20 protein-coding genes are annotated in these 21,199 nt (G+C 64.6%); 8 read left to right on the top strand and 12 right to left on the bottom strand.

Annotated elements, in window-relative coordinates:
• Window positions 1-189: 189 nt before the first annotated feature.
• The 4 genes from EEB12_RS24240 to EEB12_RS24225 all read right to left on the bottom strand — a co-directional run bounded on the left by EEB12_RS24240 (window position 190) and on the right by EEB12_RS24225 (window position 5,098).
• Window positions 190-906: a helix-turn-helix transcriptional regulator gene (locus EEB12_RS24240; RefSeq protein WP_030536254.1), complete on the bottom strand. Its 717-nt coding sequence runs from the start codon at window positions 904-906 to the stop codon at window positions 190-192.
• Between the two features lie 26 nt (window positions 907-932).
• Window positions 933-2,366, bottom strand: coding sequence for an amidase (locus EEB12_RS24235; RefSeq protein ID WP_019744590.1), 1,434 nt, complete (start codon window positions 2,364-2,366; stop codon window positions 933-935).
• 151 nt (window positions 2,367-2,517) lie between these two features.
• Window positions 2,518-3,825, bottom strand: a complete 1,308-nt coding sequence (gene glyA / locus EEB12_RS24230) for a serine hydroxymethyltransferase (RefSeq protein WP_003945195.1) — start codon at window positions 3,823-3,825, stop codon at window positions 2,518-2,520.
• A 76-nt stretch (window positions 3,826-3,901) separates the two neighbouring features.
• Window positions 3,902-5,098, bottom strand: coding sequence for a hypothetical protein (locus tag EEB12_RS24225; RefSeq protein WP_007726370.1), 1,197 nt, complete (start codon window positions 5,096-5,098; stop codon window positions 3,902-3,904).
• 172 nt (window positions 5,099-5,270) lie between these two features.
• Between EEB12_RS24225 and coaA the strand changes: the two genes are divergently transcribed.
• A complete protein-coding gene (gene coaA, locus EEB12_RS24220; protein ID WP_003945270.1) occupies window positions 5,271-6,203 on the top strand; it encodes a type I pantothenate kinase in 933 nt (310 codons plus the stop codon).
• 6 nt (window positions 6,204-6,209) lie between these two features.
• Here coaA and EEB12_RS24215 read toward each other — a convergent pair whose 3' ends face one another.
• Window positions 6,210-6,977 carry an isoprenyl transferase gene (locus EEB12_RS24215; protein ID WP_003945211.1) on the bottom strand — a complete coding sequence of 256 codons (768 nt, stop codon included), beginning with the start codon at window positions 6,975-6,977 and terminating at the stop codon, window positions 6,210-6,212.
• Window positions 6,978-7,149: 172 nt separating this feature from the next.
• On the opposite strand from EEB12_RS24215, the gene trhA reads away from it, so the two are divergent.
• Complete coding sequence (gene trhA, locus EEB12_RS24210) at window positions 7,150-7,818, top strand: PAQR family membrane homeostasis protein TrhA (protein WP_042920879.1); 669 nt, start codon at window positions 7,150-7,152, stop codon at window positions 7,816-7,818.
• Here trhA and EEB12_RS24205 read toward each other — a convergent pair.
• The 3 genes from EEB12_RS24205 to mca are packed head-to-tail and all read right to left on the bottom strand — an operon-like array spanning window position 7,785 to window position 11,021.
• Window positions 7,785-9,812, bottom strand: a complete 2,028-nt coding sequence (locus EEB12_RS24205) for a thioredoxin domain-containing protein (protein WP_141488628.1) — start codon at window positions 9,810-9,812, stop codon at window positions 7,785-7,787. The two genes, trhA and EEB12_RS24205, sit on opposite strands and share 34 nt — an antisense overlap.
• A gap of 19 nt (window positions 9,813-9,831) precedes the next feature.
• Window positions 9,832-10,146 (bottom strand): hypothetical protein, encoded by a 315-nt coding sequence (locus EEB12_RS24200; protein ID WP_007726381.1) that lies wholly within the window; start codon window positions 10,144-10,146, stop codon window positions 9,832-9,834.
• Window positions 10,143-11,021, bottom strand: coding sequence for a mycothiol conjugate amidase Mca (mca, locus tag EEB12_RS24195; RefSeq protein ID WP_007726383.1), 879 nt, complete (start codon window positions 11,019-11,021; stop codon window positions 10,143-10,145). Before mca ends, EEB12_RS24200 begins: the two co-directional genes overlap by 4 nt.
• A 303-nt stretch (window positions 11,022-11,324) precedes the next feature.
• Here mca and EEB12_RS24190 point away from each other — a divergent pair, with 303 nt between their 5' ends.
• Complete coding sequence (locus EEB12_RS24190) at window positions 11,325-11,750, top strand: DUF4307 domain-containing protein (protein ID WP_007726384.1); 426 nt, start codon at window positions 11,325-11,327, stop codon at window positions 11,748-11,750.
• A 227-nt stretch (window positions 11,751-11,977) separates the two neighbouring features.
• Window positions 11,978-12,472, top strand: a complete 495-nt coding sequence (gene greA, locus EEB12_RS24185; RefSeq protein WP_007726385.1) for a transcription elongation factor GreA — start codon at window positions 11,978-11,980, stop codon at window positions 12,470-12,472.
• Window positions 12,473-12,560: 88 nt separating this feature from the next.
• Here greA and EEB12_RS24180 read toward each other — a convergent pair whose 3' ends face one another.
• Window positions 12,561-13,661 carry an NlpC/P60 family protein gene (locus EEB12_RS24180; protein WP_003943296.1) on the bottom strand — a complete coding sequence of 367 codons (1,101 nt, stop codon included), beginning with the start codon at window positions 13,659-13,661 and terminating at the stop codon, window positions 12,561-12,563.
• A gap of 205 nt (window positions 13,662-13,866) precedes the next feature.
• Between EEB12_RS24180 and EEB12_RS24175 the strand changes: the two genes are divergently transcribed.
• Together EEB12_RS24175 and EEB12_RS24170 are read left to right on the top strand one after the other, a co-directional pair.
• Window positions 13,867-14,112 (top strand): hypothetical protein, encoded by a 246-nt coding sequence (locus tag EEB12_RS24175; RefSeq protein WP_153211881.1) that lies wholly within the window; start codon window positions 13,867-13,869, stop codon window positions 14,110-14,112.
• Window positions 14,109-14,903 carry an FAD:protein FMN transferase gene (locus tag EEB12_RS24170; protein WP_003943281.1) on the top strand — a complete coding sequence of 265 codons (795 nt, stop codon included), beginning with the start codon at window positions 14,109-14,111 and terminating at the stop codon, window positions 14,901-14,903. The genes EEB12_RS24175 and EEB12_RS24170 overlap by 4 nt, the downstream gene beginning before the upstream one ends.
• Before the next feature lie 6 nt (window positions 14,904-14,909).
• On the opposite strand, the gene ilvA is transcribed toward EEB12_RS24170, so the two are convergent.
• The 3 genes from ilvA to EEB12_RS24155 form a co-directional block, all read right to left on the bottom strand.
• Window positions 14,910-16,073: a threonine ammonia-lyase gene (ilvA, locus tag EEB12_RS24165; protein ID WP_223304414.1), complete on the bottom strand. Its 1,164-nt coding sequence runs from the start codon at window positions 16,071-16,073 to the stop codon at window positions 14,910-14,912.
• A gap of 135 nt (window positions 16,074-16,208) precedes the next feature.
• Complete coding sequence (locus tag EEB12_RS24160) at window positions 16,209-17,381, bottom strand: cystathionine gamma-synthase (protein ID WP_003943272.1); 1,173 nt, start codon at window positions 17,379-17,381, stop codon at window positions 16,209-16,211.
• Between the two features lie 44 nt (window positions 17,382-17,425).
• Window positions 17,426-18,811 (bottom strand): cystathionine beta-synthase, encoded by a 1,386-nt coding sequence (locus EEB12_RS24155; RefSeq protein WP_003943292.1) that lies wholly within the window; start codon window positions 18,809-18,811, stop codon window positions 17,426-17,428.
• Window positions 18,812-18,882: 71 nt separating this feature from the next.
• Here EEB12_RS24155 and EEB12_RS24150 point away from each other — a divergent pair, with 71 nt between their 5' ends.
• Together EEB12_RS24150 and EEB12_RS24145 are read left to right on the top strand one after the other, a co-directional pair.
• A complete protein-coding gene (locus tag EEB12_RS24150; protein WP_042448870.1) occupies window positions 18,883-19,854 on the top strand; it encodes an SGNH/GDSL hydrolase family protein in 972 nt (323 codons plus the stop codon).
• A 122-nt stretch (window positions 19,855-19,976) separates the two neighbouring features.
• On the top strand, window positions 19,977-21,194 hold the full coding sequence (locus EEB12_RS24145) for an acetyl-CoA C-acetyltransferase (protein WP_019744600.1): 1,218 nt from the start codon (window positions 19,977-19,979) through the stop codon (window positions 21,192-21,194).
• Window positions 21,195-21,199 lie beyond the last annotated feature (5 nt).

Raw genomic sequence — 21,199 nt, 5'->3', positions numbered from 1 at the left:
GAAACAAGGGCCGGGCGCCGGCCCTCTCGTACTGAGTGTTTCAGTCACGATCAGAACCTCCCGCACAAGTAACTTCTGGTTACTCGTTACTGCCGACGGTACTGCGGATCGGACACTCGCGCCACGGAACGAGCCGCACATCTGGTGAACGCCAGGTAACAAAATGCCACTCGTGTGATTCGGCGTCACTCAGGACTCGATCAGACCCCACTTCGCGGCGCGCACCGCTGCCTGAACCCGCGAATTGGTTCCGGTCTTGACGAAGATGTTCTCGAGATGGGTGGCGACGGTGCGACGGCTGACGAACAACTCCTCGGCGATCTCGACATTGCCCGCGCCCCTGGCCACCAATTGCAGTACTTGAATCTCCCGTGGGCTCAGATGGACACGATCGAGCGCCACCTGGTCCCCCACGACGCGCGAGCAAGCTGCGCTGGACGCCGCCACCACCTCCCGTACGCGATCGACGACGCCGGAATCCGCGAAGCTCATGTGCAGCAATCCGGTCACCTCACGGCCGGAGAACCCCAATGCGACCGACGCACCCTCGGCGTACCCGGACGGCCGCAGAACATCGGTGACCATCTCGACCTGCTCGAATCGTGGCACGTCCTGCCAGAACACGGGCACGCCCGAAGCCTCGCGAATGATGCCGAAGAGATTGCGATCGGCGACGAAGTCCTCGAGCAGGAACTCGAGCACTCTGGCGTCGTATCCGGAACTCGCCAGAGCCCGATGTCTTCCGCTCGACGGGTCTCGGTACGTGACCGCCGCAGCCGAGTACGCGAGTCCACGTGCGCGGAGTTCTTCGGCGCACAGGCCGAGAATGCCGTACGCCCCGGCCGCCGGCGATCGCGGCGCGAACATGTCAGGTCCAGCGCCGCGATCAGGCAGTACAGACGTCATCACACCAATCTAGCCAATCGTGTGAGCTAGGCCACCACCAGTGAATCGGCCGGCTTCCTGTCCGCCCACGGACGCACCGCTTCGAAGTTCGCGGCAGTCCGCAGAACCAGTGCGTCCTGGCGGTGGCGTGCGGCGATCTGCAGCCCCACCGGTCGACCGTCGGCGGTGAATCCGGCCGGTACGGTGATCGCGGGGTTGTTGAGCATGTTGTACGGGTAGGTGAAGAGCCAATCGAGCAACTGCTCACGCAACGACGCACCTTCGAGCCACGACGGCGCGAACTGACTGAGCGGGAACGTGGCCGAAGCCAAGGTCGGCGAGACCAACACGTCGTAGTCGTTCATGAACGTGGTCCACGTGTCCCACATGACGCCGCGGAATGCGTCGGCCCGCCCCACGTCGACACCGGTGAGCCGCTCGGCCTCGTGCATGATCTCGATCAGGTTGTCGTCGACCTCGCCGCGCTGGTTCTCCCAGTCGAGCAAGTCGTATTCGGAAGCGAAACCGGGAACCCAGATGCCGTTCCACATCGACTCCGACGGATTTCCCCACTGCGGGGTCGCCTCGGTGATCTGGGCACCCAATTCCTCGAATGCCGCCAGCGCGTCGAGGCACACCGCCAGCACCTCCGGATCAACATGGCCGAGGCCGAGATTCGTAGACCACGCGACACGAAGCCCCTTCACGTCACCCTTCGCCGCTTCGACGTACGAGGTCTCCGCACGCTCGATCGAGAGCGGATCCGCATTGTCCGGCCCGGCCATGATGTCGAGCATGAGCGCGTTGTCGGCGACGGTCCTGGTGATCGGACCGTGGTACGCCCAGTTGTAGAACCGCCCGGCCAGAATGGTCTGCGGAATGACGCCGGTGGTCGGTTTGAGCCCGACGACCCCGCAGAGCGCCGACGGGATACGCACCGATCCGGCGCCGTCACTGCCCTCGGCCAGTGGCCCGAGGCCTGCAGCCACAGCAGCCGACGCACCGCCACTGGACCCGCCCGCGCTGTTGCCGAGCTTCCACGGGTTGTGCGTCGGCCCGTACAGGTGGTTGTCCGTGCCACCGTAGTAACCGCTTTCGGGAGTGTTCGTCTTTCCCAGGAACAGTCCGCCGGCGCCGCGCAGCCTGTCCACGACGACGGCATTTCCCGTCGCGATGTTGTCGGCCATCGGCTTCATCCCGAACGTGGTCGGCAGCCCGTCGACTGCCGTCAGATCTTTGATCGTGAATGGAACGCCGTGCAGCGGGCCGAGTTTCTCGCCCGATTCCTGTTGCCGTGAGAGTTCGGCCGCGTCGCGCGTGACCTGCTCGCGATCGAACTGCACTATCGCGTTGATCGACGGATTGACGGCGTCGACGCGCTGGATCATCGCTTCGGCAATCTCGTTGGGCGAGAGACTGTTCGACGCGACCGACGCCGCCATCTCGGTAGCGGAGAGCCAATGCAGATTCTGTTCGGTCATGGGGTTTCCTTCGCCGGAGGGGTGATGCTCTCAGGCTAGGAAGCGCCGAACTCGGCCACCATCGGTCATGTGACCGATGCCACAATCCGCGACTGGCAAAAACCAGCGGCCCGGCCCCTCGAAAGGGACCGGGCCGTCGGTGAAGGAATACCTAGACGTTCTTGCTGAGCAGGCCCCAGTTCTCGAGACCGTCGTACAGCGGAAGGTCGAGGGCGAGCTTGGCGACGCGCGCACGCAGCGCCGGCAGATCCGCGTTGCCGGCCAGTGCGGTACCGATGATGTCGGCGACCTCGGTGAACTCGGCGTCGCCGAATCCGCGGGTGGCCAACGCTGCGGTACCGATACGCAGACCGGAGGTGGTCATCGGCGGGCGGGGATCGAACGGAACAGCGTTGCGGTTGACCGTGATGCCGATTTCGTGCAGAAGGTCCTCACCCTGCTGGCCGTCGAGCTGCGAGTTACGCAGGTCCACGAGAACGAGGTGGACGTCTGTGCCGCCGGTCAGGACGCTGATGCCCTGGTCTGCGACGTCCTTGTTGCCCAGACGCTCGGCAAGGATGCGCGCACCGGAAAGGGTGCGTGCCTGACGATCCTTGAACTCTTCACCGGCAGCGATCTTGAAGGTGACTGCCTTGGCCGCGATGGCGTGCATGAGCGGTCCACCCTGCTGACCCGGGAAGACAGCGGAGTTGAGCTTCTTGGCCCACTCCTTCTTCGCCAGGATCAGGCCCGAACGCGGACCACCGAGGGTCTTGTGGACGGTCGAGGAGACGACGTCCGCGTACGGGACGGGCGACGGGTGCAGGCCTGCGGCAACCAGTCCGGCGAAGTGAGCCATGTCCACCCACAGGTACGCCCCGACCTCGTCGGCGATCGCACGGAACGCCGCGAAGTCCTGCTGACGCGGGTACGCGGACCAACCGGCAACGATGACCTTCGGCTTCTCGGCGAGGGCGATCGAGCGCACCTCGTCCATGTCGATGCGGTGATCTTCCTTGCTGACGCCGTAGGACGCGACGTCGTACAACTTGCCGGAGAAGTTCAGCTTCATGCCGTGCGTGAGGTGACCGCCGTGTGCAAGGTCGAGGCCGAGCAGCTTCTCACCCGGGTTCATCAGTGCCATCAGAACAGCAGCGTTGGCCTGTGCGCCCGAGTGCGGCTGAACGTTCGCGAACTCTGCACCGAAGAGTTCCTTCGCACGGTTGCGCGCCAGATCCTCGATGACGTCGACGTGCTCGCAACCGCCGTAGTAACGACGTCCCGGGTAGCCCTCGGCGTACTTGTTGGTCAGGACGCTGCCCTGAGCCTGCAGAACCGAGCGGGGAACGAAGTTCTCCGACGCGATCATCTCGAGCGTGTCGCGCTGACGAGCCAATTCACCAGCCATCGCCTCGGCGACTTCGGGGTCGAGTTCGGCGAGTGATGCAGAGTTGACGTCGGAGCCGGGCACAGCGGTCATCGAGGAATCTCCAAGCTGGATGCGGAAACGAATGCGTCCAGTCTACGAAGTTCGCTCCCGCCGTCTCCACCCGGCACTAGGCAGCACGCAGAGAGCTGGGGACCAGCGGCTCGTCGAGCAGCCTGCGGAAGCGTTCGGTGCGCTCCGCGCCCACCGGCACCTCGTCCAGCCAGCCCCCGAGCAGCCGGTATCCCTCGACATACGTGCTGGTGTATGCCCGCCACAGCGGCGAAGACAGGAACTTGAGCGATTGGCGAGCGCGTTCCGGCGTCGACAGCGACCACCGTTCGAGGAACAGCGCCACGTCGTCGAGGCTGCGCCCCTCGTCGTGCAACATCAGCGCCGCATCCTGCCGGACACTCAGCAGTTGCCCCGACGCGGCGGAGAGCCGTTGCGCCTTTTCCCCGTCGAAAGACAAGCCGAGGTCGGCGTAGATGTCCTGCGCCCACAAACCCCAGTCCGGGCCGACAATCGCTTCCAGCGCCAAATCCGCGAGGCCTTCGGCCATGATGCACTGCGGCGTGTTGACCAGGAACAGTGTCTGCTCGAGCTGGCCCGAACCGACCAGACCGGCTTCCTTACGGCAATGCTCGGTGTGATGGCCGGGGTAGGACTCGTGCGCGATCAGCCGCGGCAGGTTGGCCATGAACTGCGGCAGATCCGAATTGATCGCAACCTTGGAGCGGTAGTCACCGAGGTAGTAGTTGAAGCCGGACCACGGCTTGTCCCCCACCACTTCGTATTCGACGGTTTCCGACGCGGGAAGCCCGAACGTGCCGCGGACCAGATCGCGCAGCGCACTCGACATTGCCTCGACGCATTCGTTCAGTTTCGCCGCGGGGATCTCGTCGGCCTTGCGATGGGCCTGCACCCGCTCGGCCAACGGTCCCGGACCGGGCAGAACTTCACCCATCAACCGGTGAGCGTCGCTGTAGGCGTCCTCGTTTCCCTTCTCGATTCGGACGTCGAAGTACGCCTCGACCTCGTCCACGAAGCCGATGTCCTCACCCGCGAACTTGCGCCCGGAGCATTCCAGGGCGCGAAGGTGTACGTCGACGAAGTGGGAGCGTTCGGCATTCAGACCACTTCCGGCCAACTCGCCCCGCAATTCACGTGCCGTGCGGGCAAGTTCACGCGGATCGGGCTTCGGGGCGCTCTCGATCTGCTTACGCAGCGCCGGGTCACCGGTGAACGCGTCGACGAACCCGTCTTCGAGACGGTCGAAACCCAGTCCGAGCAGCAGGTATTGGCGAACAAGTGTGTCTGGATCCATAACGACCGAGCCTAGTCGCTCGCTCCGGAATGCCACCCGGCGAAAGTCCCGGACGTGGCACCGAGCACAATCCGACTATGCACTCGGATCGTGCGCACACGCGCCTGGCTTGCTCGCATAGCTGTTTCGTCCGCCGGGCCCCGGGTTCACTACGTGCCGGTGAGCTGGGCTGATGGCGCGCACCAACGAATCGAGTCCCTACGTCGAGTTCGACCGCAAGCAGTGGCGGACACTGCGTAAGTCGACGCCACTGGTGTTGACCGAGGACGAGTTGTACGGCCTGCGTGGTCTCGGCGAGCAGATCGATCTCGAAGAAGTTGCCGAGGTTTATCTCCCCCTCGCACGTCTGATCCACCTACAGGTAGCGGCACGCCAACGACTGTTCGCGGCCACCGCGACCTTCCTCGGCGAGAAGCATCCCGACCGTCAGGTGCCCTTCGTCATCGGCGTCGCCGGTTCGGTCGCGGTCGGAAAATCCACGACTGCTCGTGTGCTGCAAGCTCTCCTGGCCCGCTGGGATCACCATCCGCGCGTCGACCTCGTCACCACGGACGGATTCCTCTATCCGACCAGGGAACTCCAGCGTCGGGGCATCATGCACCGCAAGGGTTTTCCCGAAAGCTACGATCGCCGCAAGCTGTTGCGCTTCGTCACCGAAGTCAAGTCCGGGGCGGAAGAGGTAGCGGCGCCGGTCTATTCGCATACGTCGTACGACATCATCCCGGGCCAGTACCACCTGATCCGCCAGCCTGACATCCTCATCATCGAGGGCCTCAACGTCCTGCAGACCGGCCCGCGTCTGATGGTCTCCGATCTGTTCGACTTCTCGATCTACGTCGACGCCCGCATCGAGGACATCGAAGCCTGGTACATCCAGCGGTTCCTCGCGCTACGCAACACGTCGTTCGCCGATCCGAACGCCCACTTTCACCACTACTCCGGCCTCTCCGACCGTGACGCGACCATCGCGGCGAAGGAGATCTGGAACTCGATCAATCACCCGAACCTGGTGGAGAACATTCTCCCCACCCGTCCCCGCGCAACCCTGGTGCTGCGCAAGGACGCCGACCACACGATCAACCGGCTGCGGCTGCGCAAGCTCTGAGACGGCTCAGGCGCCGAACCGGCGGTGGCGCGCCGCGTAATCGCGCAAGGCTCGAAGAAAGTCGACTCGACGGAACTCGGGCCAGTACGCCTCGGTGAACCAGATCTCCGAATAGGCGCTCTGCCACAACAGGAATCCGGAGAGCCGCTGCTCGCCGGAGGTGCGGATCACCAGATCCGGATCGGGCTGTCCCGACGTGTACAGATGCCCGTCGATGCCGTCGACCGTGACGGCCTGGATCAGTTCGTCTCCGCTCAGACCCGCACCGATCTTGTCGCGCAGGAGCGATTGGACGGCGTCGGCGATCTCCTGACGCCCGCCGTATCCGATCGCGACGTTGACATGTGTCCCGGTTCGGCCGCTCGTCCCCGCCGCCGCTTCCCGCAAGCGCCTGGACTGCTCGGGAGGCAGAAGATCGAGAGCACCGACGATCTGCACACTCCAGTTCTTGCCGGGCCCGGAGATCTCTTCGACGACGTCGGTGATGATTTCGAGGAGGGTGTCGAGCTCTTCCGGCTCGCGGCGCAGGTTCTCGGTCGAGAGCAGGTAGATGGTTGCCATCTCGATTCCGGCGGCGTCGCACCACTCGAGCAATTCGGCAATTTTGAGCGCGCCCATGCGGTGCCCGTGACTGACATCGGTGAAGCCGTTCTCGCGAGCCCATCGCCGATTTCCGTCACACATCACGGCTACGTGCCGTGGGTGCGCGAGACCGTCGAGATGACTGAGGAGTCGTCGCTCGTAGATGCTGTACAGCAGTCCGCGCAGATTCACCGTGACATCACCATGGTGTCAAAGACTACGCCCGGCAGTGACAGCCACATGCGAGCGCCGTCACGGTTTTTGTACGCGTCGAAAACCCGCAGGTAGGTTATGCTACTGATGCGTAACCTACGGTACCGTAGGTTACGCGGTTCGCAACAGTACGGAACGAGAGGGGTTGCACATGACGGCATTCGGGGTCGACGAGCTTCCGGTCAAACCACGCATGCGCGGTTGGATCCATCTGTGGGCGCTCGGTGTCTCCGTCGTCGCGGGCGTCGTTCTCGTCTCCGTAGCCGGCGCTCAGGTCGGCGCCAAAGCGGCTTGGGCAACCGCGATCTACAGCGTCACGATCTGCGGCCTCTTCGGCATCAGTGCGACGTATCACCGCATCCAGTGGCAGACGGTCAAGGGCCGTACGTGGATGAAGCGTGCGGACCATTCGATGATCTTTCTCTTCATCGCCGGCAGCTACACACCGTTCGCCATGCTCGGCCTCCCGACTCACACCGGCAAGATCATCCTCGCGATCGTGTGGGCAGGCGCGCTCGCCGGCGTCGCACTCAAGATGCTCTGGCCCACCGCCCCGAAATGGGTGGGAGTCCCGCTCTACCTGCTCCTCGGTTGGGCGATCGTTCCCGTGGTCGGTGAACTGACGCACCAGGTCGGTGTGGCGCCGATGGTGCTGCTGCTCGTCGGCGGAATCTTCTACAGCGTCGGCGCAATTCTGTACGCGACGAAATGGCCAAACCCGTGGCCCACGACGTTCGGGCATCACGAGTTCTTCCACGCCGCGACGGTCGTCGCAGCGATCTGCCACTACATCGCGGTATGGCTCGTCGTGTTCAACTGACTCGCCAGTTCCACCACCGTCGTCACCGGCCGATCACACACGAATCCCCGACAGATGTACGCGGCTTCACCACCGTCGACGAGGGGTCGATCTGCAAGCAGCGGTGAAGAATCCGGGGCACCCCCGACAACCACTGCACCACCCGGGGCAAGCCGCCGGGCATAGGCCAACAGCGAACCTTCCCCGACGACGGCCACCTGTATCGGACCACGCAACGACGCTTCCGCCACCGCGAGCCAGTGCCCCGCCGACCGAGGCGCACGCTCGAGCGGCAGCGTGGCCCTCGCCAACGCGTCCGCCGCGGCCTGGGCGTAACGAGACGATCGATCGGCATCGGTCAACGCCGCCGCGGTCAACAGCGCCTCCGCGACGCTCGACGCACCGGACGGCGTCGCGCCGTCCAACGGGTCTCGGGGCCGAGTCACGAGCGACTCCGCGAAATCGGCCGTGTCGAACCAGCTGCCCGGCTCGGCCGGATCAGCGAAGTGGTCGACAGTGACGTCGAGCAACTGCTGCGCCGCATCGAGCCACCGCGCCAATCCCGTTGCCTGGTATAGAGCCAGGAGGCCGGTGGCCAACATTGCGTAATCCTCGAGCACGCCCGTCGGGGCGCCGACAGCCCCGCCGAGGGAAGCGCGACGCAAGTGACCGTCCACCAGGTGAAGGTCGAGAAGAGCGCCTGCGCACTCGGCCGCCGCGGTGATCCAGTCGGGTCGGTCCAGGGCAAGTCCGGCTTCCGTCAAGGCCGTGACGGTCAGCCCGTTCCAGGCCGTCACCACCTTGTCGTCGCGGCCGGGCTGTGGACGCTGAGCCCGGACGGCGCGTAGAGCGTCGGAGACCGTCTGCCAGCGCGACCAGTCGTCGGGGTCACGGAGCAACTGCAGTACCGACGCACCCTCTTCGAAGGTTCCGGTATCGGTGACCCGGAACAACTCCGACGCCCACTGCCCGTCCTCCGCGCCGAGTACCTCGACCAGCTGCGTCGGCGTCCATACGTACGTGAGGCCTTCGACGCCGTCGGTGTCGGCATCGAGAGCCGAAGCGAAGCAACCGTTCTCGGTCAGCAGATCGGAGAGCAGGAACCTTGCGGTCTCCTCGGTGACGCGAGTGGCGAGGTCCGATCCGGTGCGCCGCGCCCAGTGCGCGTAGAACCGCAGGAGCAGCGCATTGTCGTAGAGCATCTTCTCGAAGTGCGGAACCACCCACTCGGCATCGACCGAGTACCGCGAGAAACCGCCACCCAACTGGTCGTAGATCCCGCCACGTGCCATTGCTTCGGCGGTGCGCTCGATGCCGCCGAGGATCTCGCCCGAACCCGTTCGCTCGTACTGTCGGAGCAGCCCCTCCAGTAGTACCGACGGTGGAAACTTCGGTGCCCCACCGAATCCCCCGCGCGGGACGTCCTCGTCGCCGAGGATCGACCGACCCGCCGCGTTCAGCAGCTCGGCGTCGATGGGTGCTCCGCCGTACGGAATCCCGCCCGACGCGCGCTGAAGTTCCGTGACGATCGACTGTGCCGCGTTGTCGACCTCGTCGCGCCGATTCGTGAAGGTGTCGGCTATCGCTTCGAGAAGCTGTGTGAACGACGGCATTCCGCCGCGAGGCGTCGGCGGGTAGTACGTGCCGCAGTAGAACGGTGAACCGTCGGGAGTCAGGAAACAGGTCATGGGCCAGCCGCCCTGGCCGGTCATCGCAACCGTCGCATTCATGTAGACGGCGTCGATGTCGGGACGTTCTTCTCGGTCCACCTTCACACAGACGAAATTCGCGTTCATGACGGCCGCGATCTCGTCGTTCTCGAACGACTCGTGCGCCATGACGTGGCACCAGTGGCACGCGGAGTATCCGATCGAGAGGAGAATCGGCACGTTGCGCTCGCGCGCCCACTCCATCGCTTCTTCGCCCCACTGTTGCCAGTGGACCGGATTGTCGGCGTGCTGACGCAGGTAAGGGCTTGAGGACCCACCCAGGTTGTTCCGCATCCGTGGGTCCATCGCCGCTACCTCGTTCGTCTCAGGATTCTTGCTTGGGCTTCTTCTCGGTAGAGACGTTGGGTTCCGCCGGGCTCGGAGCAGTGATAGCTCCCCGGTCGGTGCCTTCGTCTGCCTGCTGATCGAGTTCGGGATGATCCGGTTCGAACGTCTCCGGCAGCTTCTTGAGCTGGCGGTTCATCGACCGAACCAGGAGGATCACACCGATGAGCAGCGCAAGAATCACCAGCAGGCCGACCGGAGACGACTTTCCGAACTCCGGTCCGGATGGGTTACTCGGGGTCTGAGCAAGAAATTGTGTGGTGCCGAGAACTACCTCGGCGGACAGAGCATTCACTTCTGAGCGTCCTCTTCGAGACCTGCGAACAGGTCGGTTTCCGGAATGGACGTGGTGACCCGCGTCTTGGCGAGCTCGAATTCCTCGGTGGGCCAGATCTTCTGCTGAATGTCGAGCGGCACAGCGAAGAACGAACCGTTGGGATCGATCTGCGTCGCGTGTGCGCGCAGAGCATCGTCACGCTGGGGAAAGTAGTCGCCGCACGTGACCTGAGTGGTCACCCGGACCATCATGTCGCCGCGTTCGGTCTTCCACTTCTTGAGCCAGTCCGCCATCGGGAACGGCTCTCCGCGACGCTCGTACTCCTCCTGGAAGAGTTCGAGGCGCTTACGGATGAATCCGTGCGAGTAGTAGACCTTCTTGATTTCCCACGGCTGACCGTCCTCGGGGAAGTACTCGGGATCGGCGGCGGCTTCGTAGGCTGCCATCGTCACCTCGTGGCACCGGATGTGATCCGGGTGCGGGTATCCGCCGTTCTCGTCGTACGTCGTGACGACGTGGGGACGGAACTCGCGAATCACCTTGACCAGAGCGCGCGTCGACTCTTCGAGCGGAACGAGGGCGAAGCACCCTTCGGGCAGCGGCGGAAGAGGGTCGCCCTCGGGAAGCCCGGAATCGACGAAACCGAGCCAGCGCTGCTTCACGCCCAGGATGCGAGCGGCCTCGGCCATCTCCTCCTGGCGAACTTCGCTGATTCGATCGCGGACACCGGGAACGTCCATGGCCGGGTTGAGAATGTCGCCACGCTCACCCCCGGTGAGCGTCAGGACCATCACTTCGTGGCCTTCGGCTGCATAACGGGCGGTGGTGGCCGCACCCTTGCTCGACTCGTCGTCGGGATGGGCATGGACGGCCATGAGCCGGAATCCGCTCACGTGTTCGTTCACCTCAACTTCACCTGTAGCCGTTGCCGGCAGTTCACTTGTAGCCGTCACCGGCAGTTCACCTGTAGCCGTCACCGGCAGTCTTCGAGTCACACGCTGTGCACCGCTCGGATTACTCCGGGTGGTTGCCGTCAAACGTACCGACTGCCGACAAACCTACCGACGGCGCGACGGGATACGTCCTCTATAGTTCCACCCGAGAGTTCCTGGCGCAGCCGTGACCCCTTCGGTAATCCGGCGGGACACAGTCAGTTGCTGCACGACACGCGAACTCGAGTCTTCGAGAGCAGAGTGATGAGCAAACCGCTTCCCCAAGATCGGTACCCGAGCACAACTCGCACGGGCAGTCCCCGCAAGTGGATGGTGTGGGCTCTGACCGCTCTCGTCATCGTCGTAGGCGGCGGAATCGCGTACTACGCGTACGGAAAATTTGCGGTCAAGGAAATCGAGACCGAGACCATCTCGTTCGACATCGCCAACGACTCCACGGTGAAGATCCGTTTCACCGTCACACGCGACGACTCGTCGCGTGAAGCGATGTGCATCGTGCGCGCACGCTCGAAGGACGGCTCCGAAACCGGTCGACGTGAGGTCTACGTCCCGTCGTCGGAACATCAGACCCTCGAGTTCAACACCGAGGTCAAGACGTCCCAACCGCCAGGCATGGCCGACGTCTACGGCTGCAGCTTCGACGTTCCGGAGTACCTGACCAAGAGCTGACCTCGGAACGCACCCACCCTGCCGGACGTTTGACGCCGGACAGGGCGGGTAGTCATGCGTGATAGAATTGCCCGATACACGGTTCCGGGTGGAACCGTGTATTGCTGCATTGACGCAAGGTTTGACGGCAAGGTTGCATCCCTGGTGGTGCTTCTGTGTCGTTGTTCGCTGCTGTTGCAGCGATCGTCGAGGGAGCCCCCGGCTCCGACTACTAGGGAGTGATCGAGATGACCGAGACCCAGGTGACCTGGCTTACCCAGGAATCACATGACAGGCTCAAGAACGAACTCGACCAGCTCATCGCCAATCGCCCGGTCATCGCCGCCGAGATCAACGAGCGTCGCGAAGAGGGCGACCTGAAGGAGAACGGCGGCTACCACGCTGCCCGCGAAGAGCAGGGTCAGCAGGAAGCCCGCATTCGCCAGCTCCAGGAGCTGCTGAACAGCGCAAAGGTCGGCGAGGCCCCCACTCAGTCCGGTGTCGCACTGCCCGGATCCGTAGTCAAGGTCTACTACGACGGCGACGAGAGTGACACCGAGACGTTCCTGATCGCTACCCGCGAAGAAGGCGCACGTGACGCCAAGCTCGAGGTCTACTCGCCGAACTCACCGCTGGGCGGCGCGCTGCTCGAAGCCAAGGTCGGCGACACGCGTGAGTACAACCTGCCCAACGGCAGCACCATGAAGGTCACGCTGCTGAGCGCGGAGCCTTACCACAGCTGATCGGCTGTACCAGCTCTGAAAAGAAGCGCCACCCGACTCGGTCGGGTGGCGCTTCTTGCTCTGTCGACGCTCGCCGTTTCCTGCCCACTCACACCACGCGGCGAGCCTTCATGCCGGCGAAGATCGGGCCGACCTTCACCACGTCGCCGAACGTGGGTGCGTGAAGCATCTGACCGTTGCCGACGTAGATCGCCACGTGGCCGGGGCCGCCTGCCTGCCAGTTGCCGAACAACAGGTCACCGGGCTGCGCCTGATCCAGCGGGATCTCGACGCCGACACCCCACTGCGTCTCCGAGGTCCGGGGCAGAGTCACCCCGGTGGCCGCGTGGATCGCGTACGACGTCAGCCCCGAGCAGTCGAACCCGCCCATCGACGGCCCGTTGATGTTTCCGCCACCCCACACGTACGGCAATCCGAGAAACTTCAGACCGGCCTCGACGACGCCGCCCACCGCTGCGGCGAGGTTGTTGTAGTCGAAGGGCGCAAGCATCAGGGCGAACGAGTCCTGCAACGATTTGATCTGGGCGACGAACGGAGCGGCGACCGCCTGCTCCGCAGGAACCTCGCCCGACTTGTCTGCCGGAACGCCGCCCGCTTCGCGAACTGCGTCCGGCCCGACGTCGTAGGCAGCGAGCGCGAGGTCGACGGTATCGCCCTCGACCTCACCGGACTTCTGCCAGGACTGCGCTTGCTTCACGAGATCGCACAACCGGTATCCGGTTGTCATCACCGGATCGGCAACGCCCAGGATGTCCATCTTTCCGTCGCCGTCACCGTCCTTGCCGTATGCCGTCCACGCTGCGGTGGTGAAGCGGCCAGGCCCGCGCCCACCTTCCGGTGAGATGTCGGTATCGGGTCCGTACTTGAATCCGTTCTCGACCGAGTACAGCGAGGCGATCACCGCGGGCGTGATCTCCGAGCACAGAGCACCGGCCTTTTTGATCCACGGCGCGAACACTGCCACCGCTCCCACGGGTGCCAATGTCGCTCCCGGAAAGTTGGAGGGTACGGAAGGCACGATTCCCTCAGGTGTGTCCTGAGTTCGTGCCGGTCCGTTCCAGGCTGCAAGTGAGACTGCAGCATTCGAAGACTCGTTCTTCTCGACTTGTGCGGGCGCTCCGAGAGTTCCACTCATCACGCCCAGTGCGGTGCCGATCGACACAGCGATCGCCAGGACACCGACTGCCATCCGAACCTCCGATAAACCTCTGAAAATCCACGTACGTGGTCGTACCCGAAACTTGTCGGTGCGAACATCTACTCTTTCGAACATGCATTCGACACGGCTCAGTCTCGCGACTCCTGTAACCAATGTCTCATTTATCTCGGCGGGCGTTACGCAAATGACTACAGACGCCAAGGCTTTTCTCAGGTTCGGCGTGCAAGCTGAGTCCATGAGCGACGATCGGCCACGACCCGCCCGGGGACGCACTACGGTGTATCGACCCGTTCGCCTCGCCCTCGCAGCCACGGCTGTGGCGGGAGCACTCGCAAGCGGCGGACTTTCACTCGTTTCTTCTCCCACTGCCACGGCACTCGCACCGGACACGTCGGCTTCTCACACCAAGAATCCCGTAGCGAAGCGGCCCGTCGTGGTCGCCGGATTCGGAACCCCGGACGCCGTCTCCAACGGTTCGTGAGTACTCCGCGCTCGGCCTCCGAGTGGCTCACGTGGGGGGTTCAGGCCCGGGTCGTCGTCACCGACCCTGAAGTCCTTCCCTCCGCGGCCAGCCTGGTTCGCGGGTACCTCACCGCTGCCGACGCCGCCACCAATCGAGATCGTGCCGACTCCGAGATTCGTACCTATGTCAGCGCCGCGAGCAACGTCGACGGCGTCGCCGTGACCCCGATGTTCGCGCACTTCCTCGAAGACGCGTTGGCTGTCGCACGACTGACCGACGGCAAACTCACGCCGACGGCCGGGTCGGCAGACCCTCACTCCTGGTGGAAGATTCGCGTCGAGAACAACCGCGTGTACAGCCCGGACGACGTCGTTCTCGATCTGTCCGCGACGGCCCGCGCCAGTTCAGCGGACCACTGTGCCGCGTCCACTGCGACTCTTCTCGGGTGTGGCGTGCTGGTCGGCCTCGGCGGGGACATCGCGGTTGCCGGCCCGGCGCCGGAAGACGGCTGGCAGATTCAGGTGCAAGACCTGCCCGGCGACCCGACCTGCCAGGTAGCACTTCCGTCCGACTGCGGGATCGCCACGGCCAGCACCGTCAAGCCACTGCACCGCGAATCGACGGCGACGCCGATGTGGCGCACGGTGTCGGTGATTGCATCCTCCTGCGCCCAGGCCGCCGCATTCAGTCGGGTTGCGGTCGGCATGGGCGGTTCGGCCATCGACTGGCTACATCAACTCGACGTACCCGCCAGGCTGGTCGACCAGGAGTACCGCGTGACGGTTCTGGGCGGCTGGCCTGACGAGTAACTCGCCTCAGTTCTGCAGTCGTACTGCGTAACCGGCGCGGTCGAAGGCCGTCAGAAGTTCCGCCTTGTTGTCCGGACCACGCGTCTCGACGGTGAGGAAGACTTCCACTTCGTCGAGTGCAAGTTCGCCACCGGTACGGGAATGGATGACATCGACCACGCTGGCGCCGTTCGCTCGAACCACTTCGAGCAACGAGACCAGTGCGCCCGGCCGATCGTCGATGGTGATGTGAACTCCGAGGAACCGTCCGGCCGCTCGCAGACCGTGCGAGATGACGTGCGTGAGAAGTAGCGGATCGATGTTGCCGCCGGAAAGCACGGCGCACACCGGCCCTGTCAGTCCCAGCTCCTCCGGAGTACAGGTCATCAAGGCCGCGACGGCCGCGACGCCGGCCGGTTCGACGATGAGCTTGGCGCGTTCGAGGCACAGCAGGAGCGCCTTGGACAGCGCTTCCTCGCTGACCGTCACCACGGCGTCGACATGGGCGGCAACTTCGGCGAACGGAACCTCGCCCGGGCAGCCAACGGCGATACCGTCTGCCATCGTGGACATCGACGCCAAGGCGGTCGGCTTCCCGGCTGCCAACGACGCCGGCCAGGCAGCCGCGGTCTCGGCTTGCACTCCGACGATGCGGACCTGCGGGCGCACAGCTTTGACGGCTGCAGCCACTCCCGCGATCAAACCGCCGCCGCCGGTGGGAACGAGGATCGTGCCGACCTCAGGCAGTTGCTCGAGGATTTCGAGCCCCACAGTCCCCTGCCCCGCCACGACGTCCTCGTGGTCGAACGGGTGGACCAGAACTGCTCCGGTTCGGTCCGCGAATTCGCGAGCGGCCACGAGCGCTTCGTCGACAGTCGAACCGTGCAGGTGGACCTGAGCTCCATATGCCTTGGTGGCCACCAACTTCGGCAGCGGCGCACCCGTCGGCATGAAGACGGTCGACTTGATTCCCAATTCTGTTGCAGACCAGGCAACTCCCTGCGCATGGTTACCGGCACTGGCCGCCACCACGCCCGCTGCCCGTTCCTCTGCGGAAAGATTGGCAATGCGGTTGTACGCACCGCGCGGTTTGAAAGAGCCGGTGCGCTGCAGGTTTTCACATTTCAAGCTCACGGCGAAGCCGGTGGTTTCGGACAACACTCGCGAGGCCACGACCGGGGTGCGTCGCATGACCGGGGCGAGCAGTTGCTGTGCAGCCTTTATCTGTTCGAGATTCACGCATGCCTCCAGAAAGTGCGCCTCCACACCCTCGTGAGGTGTGAAGGCGCACTGCAGATTCGAAGTCGAATTACTGTAGAGCGAAGATCAGGACAGCGCTTGCTCGATGTCGCCGACCAGATCGGAGGCGTCTTCGATGCCGACCGACAGGCGAACCAGATCGTCGGGAACCTCGAGAGCGGAACCGGCCGTCGAGGCGTGGGTCATCGCACCGGGGAATTCGATGAGGGATTCGACTCCGCCGAGAGATTCTGCCAGCGTGAAGATCTCGGTGCGCGAGCACAGGTCGAGAGCTGCCGCCTTGCCGCCCTTGAGGCGGACGGAGATCATGCCGCCGAAGCGTCGCATCTGCTTGGCCGCGACCTTGTGCGACGGATGCGAAGCCAGTCCGGGGTAGATGACGCCGGCAACCGCGGGGTGGCCGTCGAGCAATTCGACGACCTTCTCCGCGTTGTCACTGTGACGCTCCATGCGCAGCGCCAGTGTCTTGATTCCGCGCAACGTCAGGAACGCGTCGAAGGGGCCGGGAACGCCGCCGGATCCGTTCTGCAGGAAGGCAAACGCGGTGTCCAGTTCTTCGTCGTTGCAGACGAGAGCGCCACCGACCACGTCGGAGTGTCCGCCGATGTACTTGGTCGTGGAGTGCAGCGCGATGTCGGCACCGAGCTGCAGCGGCTGCTGCAGGTACGGCGAGGCGAAGGTGTTGTCCACCACGATCTTTGCGTTGCCCTCGTGGGCGACCTCGGCAAGGAGCTCGATGTCACCGATATTGAGCAGCGGGTTCGTGGGCGTCTCGACCCAGACCAGCTTGGTGTTGGACTTCATCGCCGCGCGCACCGCATCGACGTCGGACACCGGAGCCGGGGTGTACTCGATCCCCCACTGCGTGAAGACCTTGTCGATGAGGCGGAAGGTTCCGCCGTACGCGTCGTCGGGGATGACCAGGTGATCGCCGGGTCGAAGTACCGAACGGAGCAGGCAGTCGGTGGCCGCCATTCCCGAACTGAACGCTCGGCCGTAGGTTCCGGATTCGAGCGCGGCGAGGTTCGCCTCGAGTGGGCGACGGGTGGGGTTACCCGTTCGCGCGTACTCGAAGCCACTGCGCATTCCACCGACGCCGTCCTGGGCGAAGGTGGAACTCGCGTAGATCGGCACGTTGACCGCACCGGTCAGCGGATCGGGTTCGTAACCCGCATGCACCGCTTTCGTGGAGAAACCCTGCCAGCTGATGTTGTCGGCCTTGCTGCGTTGCTCACTCATGGTCCCCAGCCTAATGGCGCCGGTGCCGGCGCAGGAATCCGAACTCAGGAATCCGAACTCAGGAAACCCAGGAGATCGTGGCGCGTGATGACACCGACCGGCTTGCCGTCGTCGACGACCATGAGTGCGTCGGTGTCCCCGAGCGCCTTCGTGGCAGCCGAGACCGGCTCGCCGGAACCGATGAGTGGGAACGGCTTGCTCATGTGCTTCTCGACGGAATCCGCAAGGTGCGCACGGCCTTCGAAGACCGCGCTCAGCAGATCCCGCTCGGACACACTTCCGGCGACCTCGCCTGCCATGACCGGCGGTTCCGCACCCACGACGGGCATCTGGGACACGCCGTACTCGCGCAGGATCTCGATCGCATCGCGCAGGGTCTCCGACGGGTGGGTGTGAACGAGGTCCGGCAGCTCGCCCGACTTGCCACGCAGAACGTCGCCGACGGTGGGGACGTTGGTCTTGCCGTCGAGTGGGGTGCGCAGGAATCCGTACGACGCCATCCACTGATCGTTGAAGATCTTGGACAGGTAGCCGCGGCCACCGTCCGGGAGGAGGACGACGATCAGGGCGTCGGGGCCCTCACGCTTGGCTACTTCGAGGGCAGCGACGACGGCCATACCGCAGGAACCGCCGACCAGCAGTCCCTCCTCGCGGGCGAGGCGACGCGTCATCTCGAAGGAATCGGCATCCGAGACGGCGATGATCTCGTCCGGGATGGACGGGTCGTATGCCGACGGCCAGAAGTCTTCGCCGACGCCTTCGACCAGATACGGACGACCGGTGCCGCCGGAGTAGACGGAGCCCTCGGGGTCTGCGCCGATGACCTTGACCTTGCCGCCCGAAACTTCCTTGAGGTAGCGGCCGGTGCCGGTGATGGTGCCGCCGGTGCCGACGCCCGCGACGAAGTGCGTGATCTTGCCGTCGGTGTCGGCCCAGATCTCGGGGCCGGTGGTCTCGTAGTGGCTCTCCGGTCCGCCCGGGTTGGAGTACTGGTTGGGCTTCCAGGCGCCGGGGATCTCACGGGTGAGACGGTCGGAGACGCTGTAGTAGCTGTTCGGGTTGTCCGGCGCGACGGCCGTGGGGCACACGACCACCTCGGCGCCGTAGGCGCGCAGGACGTTGCGCTTGTCTTCGCTGACCTTGTCTGGGCAGACGAAAACGCACTTGTATCCACGCTTTTGCGCCACGAGCGCCAAGCCGATTCCGGTGTTGCCCGAAGTCGGCTCGACGATGGTGCCGCCCGGCTTCAGTTCACCCGAAGCCTCGGCTGCGTCGATCATCTTGACGGCGATGCGGTCCTTGGAGCTACCGCCAGGGTTGAGGTATTCGACCTTGGCTGCCACCGTGCCGAAGTTTTCGCCCGTGACGGACGTGAGCTTGACGAGTGGGGTGTTGCCGATGAGGTCGACGACGTGTTCCGCGATGCGCATTCGTCCATGTTCCCAGATGAAAGAAAACGGTGCGCGCGGACGTCGGGCGAAGGTGGTGCAATCCGGCTAGATTGGCAAGTGTGAGTCGAACCGGACTGAAAGCGTCGGTGGCCACGGTGGTGGCCGGATCGAGTGCAGGCACGCTCTCCTGGTTGGGCTACAACTATCTGATGTCGCAGGCGGGGGCGGCCCGCGGGGTGATCGGTCGCAATATCGCCAAGCCACCCGAGGCGGACGGGGTGTACGCACCCGGCGCCGACAACCCGGAACTCTGGTGGCGGGCCGTGCCCTTCGATCTCCACTTGATGATCTTCGGCGATTCGTCTGCGGCCGGCGTCGGCGCGCTGACGGCCTCGGAAGTACCGGGTGTTCAGGTCGCGAAGCTGCTTGCGAGTGAAACCGGGAAGCGAATCCGTTTGAGCACCAAGGCCATCGGGGGCGCCACCTCCCGCGGGTTGAGTGGGCAGGTCGACGCCATGTTCGTCGCCGGTCCTCCCCCGGACGCTGCGGTGATCCTGATCGGCGCCAACGACGTCACCGCCAAGAACGCGATTCACGCGTCGGCTAAACGCCTCGGCGACGCGGTTCGACGCTTACGCGAGAGCGGCGCCGTCGTTGTTGTCGGCACCTGCCCGGATCTGGGGGTGGTCACGGCGATCCCGCAACCTCTGCGCTCCGTGGTGCGTGAATGGGGCCATCGCCTCGCACTCGCCCAGGCGGCCGCGACCAGAAACGCCGGGGGTCATCCCGTTCCACTGGCCGACCTGCTGGCCAAGGAATTCCTGGCCTCGCCCGACACGATGTTCTCGGCCGACCGTTTCCATCCGTCCGCGGCCGGATACGAACTCGCGGCGAAGCAGATCGTCCCGGTTCTCGCGTCGGCTCTGGGTGAATGGCAGGGTGGCCCGCTACCCGAGCTCCCCCACGTTTCAGAGGCGGCGCAAGCCCGCACCGTCGCGGCCCGACTGACGGCGGCGGCAACCCAGTGGAAAGCCTTCGCGAGACGCACCAAACCTGCAGGTCAGCGCCCCGACGTCAACTGAGTGAGACTGCGTGACCACCATCTGGGAGCAGCAACGTAAATTGTAAGTCGAAGCTGCATTCAACTTGCCCTGCTCGACGGCGTTTCAAGCCGCCCCACGAGCAGTACACAAAAGGAGTTTTCATGCCCGAGGCAGTAATCGTCTCAGCAGTACGGTCGCCCATCGGCCGCGCAATGAAGGGTTCGCTCAAGGACATCCGCCCGGATGACCTCGCAACTCAGATGGTTGCCGCCGCGTTGGCAAAGATCCCCGAGCTCGACCCCACCGAGATCGACGACCTCATGCTCGGTTGCGGCCAGCCCGCCGGCCAGTCGGGCTTCAACATCGCCCGCGTCGTCGCCGTTCAGCTCGGCTACGACTTCCTCCCCGGTGTGACGGTCAACCGTTACTGTTCCTCCTCGCTGCAGACCACCCGGATGGCATTGCACGCCATCCGCGCAGGCGAGGGCGACGTCTTCATCTCCGCCGGCGTCGAGTCCGTCTCCAGTTTCATCACGGGCAACGCCGACGGCCTACCCAACACCAAGAACCCGCTCTTCGACGCAGCGCAGGCTCGTAGCGCCAAGCTCGCCGAGGGTGGAGTCGCCTGGACCGATCCTCGCGAAGAAGGCCTGATCCCCGACGTGTACCTGGGCATGGGCCAGACCGCCGAGAACGTCGCTTCGGCCACCGGCATCACCCGCGAAGACCAGGACCGCTGGGCAGTGCGCAGCCAGAATCGCGCCGAGGAAGCCATCGCTCGCGGCTTCTTCGAGCGTGAGATCACGCCCGTCACGCTCGCCGACGGCACCGTCGTCTCCAAGGACGACGGCCCCCGCGCCGGCACCACCTACGAGGGCATCAGCGGCCTCAAGCCCGTCTTCCGCCCCGACGGCACCGTCACCGCCGGCAACGCCTGCCCGCTCAACGACGGCGCAGCCGCACTGGTGATCATGTCCGACACCAAGGCGAAGGCACTCGGCCTGACCCCGCTCGCTCGCATCGTCTCCACCGGCGTCTCGGGCCTGTCCCCCGAGATCATGGGCCTCGGCCCGATCCAGGCCGTCAAGAACGCCCTGAAGATCGCCGGCAAGTCGATCTCCGACATCGACCTGTTCGAGATCAACGAGGCATTCGCCGTGCAGGTCCTCGGATCCGCTCGCGAACTGGGCATCGAAGAGGACAAGCTCAACATCTCCGGTGGCGCGATCGCCCTGGGTCACCCCTTCGGTATGACCGGTGCCCGCATCACCAACACCCTGATCAACAACCTGCAGGAGCAGGACAAGACCTTCGGCGTCGAGACCATGTGTGTCGGCGGCGGACAGGGCATGGCAATGGTGATCGAGCGCCTCAGCTGATCCCC

The organism is Rhodococcus sp. WS1, assembly GCF_003797745.1.
Lineage (GTDB): Bacteria > Actinomycetota > Actinomycetes > Mycobacteriales > Mycobacteriaceae > Rhodococcus_F > Rhodococcus_F erythropolis.
The sequence above is the reverse complement of the archived record's forward strand: the minus strand, read 5'-3'. Positions and strand labels throughout refer to the sequence as shown.

Bases quoted from the DNA above. Each gene is read 5' to 3' on its own strand.
- EEB12_RS24225 (WP_007726370.1), bottom strand. From the start codon at position 5,098: ATGGATCCAGACACACTTGTTCGCCAATACCTGCTGCTCGGACTGGGT.
- EEB12_RS24190 (WP_007726384.1), top strand. From the start codon at position 11,325: ATGAGCAAACCGCTTCCCCAAGATCGGTACCCGAGCACAACTCGCACG.
- EEB12_RS24160 (WP_003943272.1), bottom strand. From the start codon at position 17,381: ATGAGTGAGCAACGCAGCAAGGCCGACAACATCAGCTGGCAGGGTTTC.
- ilvA (WP_223304414.1), bottom strand. From the start codon at position 16,073: ATGCGACGCACCCCGGTCGTGGCCTCGCGAGTGTTGTCCGAAACCACC.
- trhA (WP_042920879.1), top strand. From the start codon at position 7,150: ATGACGGCATTCGGGGTCGACGAGCTTCCGGTCAAACCACGCATGCGC.
- greA (WP_007726385.1), top strand. From the start codon at position 11,978: ATGACCGAGACCCAGGTGACCTGGCTTACCCAGGAATCACATGACAGG.
- glyA (WP_003945195.1), bottom strand. From the start codon at position 3,825: ATGACCGCTGTGCCCGGCTCCGACGTCAACTCTGCATCACTCGCCGAA.
- EEB12_RS24180 (WP_003943296.1), bottom strand. From the start codon at position 13,661: ATGGCAGTCGGTGTCCTGGCGATCGCTGTGTCGATCGGCACCGCACTG.
- EEB12_RS24155 (WP_003943292.1), bottom strand. From the start codon at position 18,811: ATGCGCATCGCGGAACACGTCGTCGACCTCATCGGCAACACCCCACTC.
- EEB12_RS24145 (WP_019744600.1), top strand. From the start codon at position 19,977: ATGCCCGAGGCAGTAATCGTCTCAGCAGTACGGTCGCCCATCGGCCGC.
- coaA (WP_003945270.1), top strand. From the start codon at position 5,271: ATGGCGCGCACCAACGAATCGAGTCCCTACGTCGAGTTCGACCGCAAG.
- EEB12_RS24205 (WP_141488628.1), bottom strand. From the start codon at position 9,812: ATGGACCCACGGATGCGGAACAACCTGGGTGGGTCCTCAAGCCCTTAC.
- EEB12_RS24240 (WP_030536254.1), bottom strand. From the start codon at position 906: ATGACGTCTGTACTGCCTGATCGCGGCGCTGGACCTGACATGTTCGCG.
- EEB12_RS24235 (WP_019744590.1), bottom strand. From the start codon at position 2,366: ATGACCGAACAGAATCTGCATTGGCTCTCCGCTACCGAGATGGCGGCG.
- EEB12_RS24175 (WP_153211881.1), top strand. From the start codon at position 13,867: ATGAGCGACGATCGGCCACGACCCGCCCGGGGACGCACTACGGTGTAT.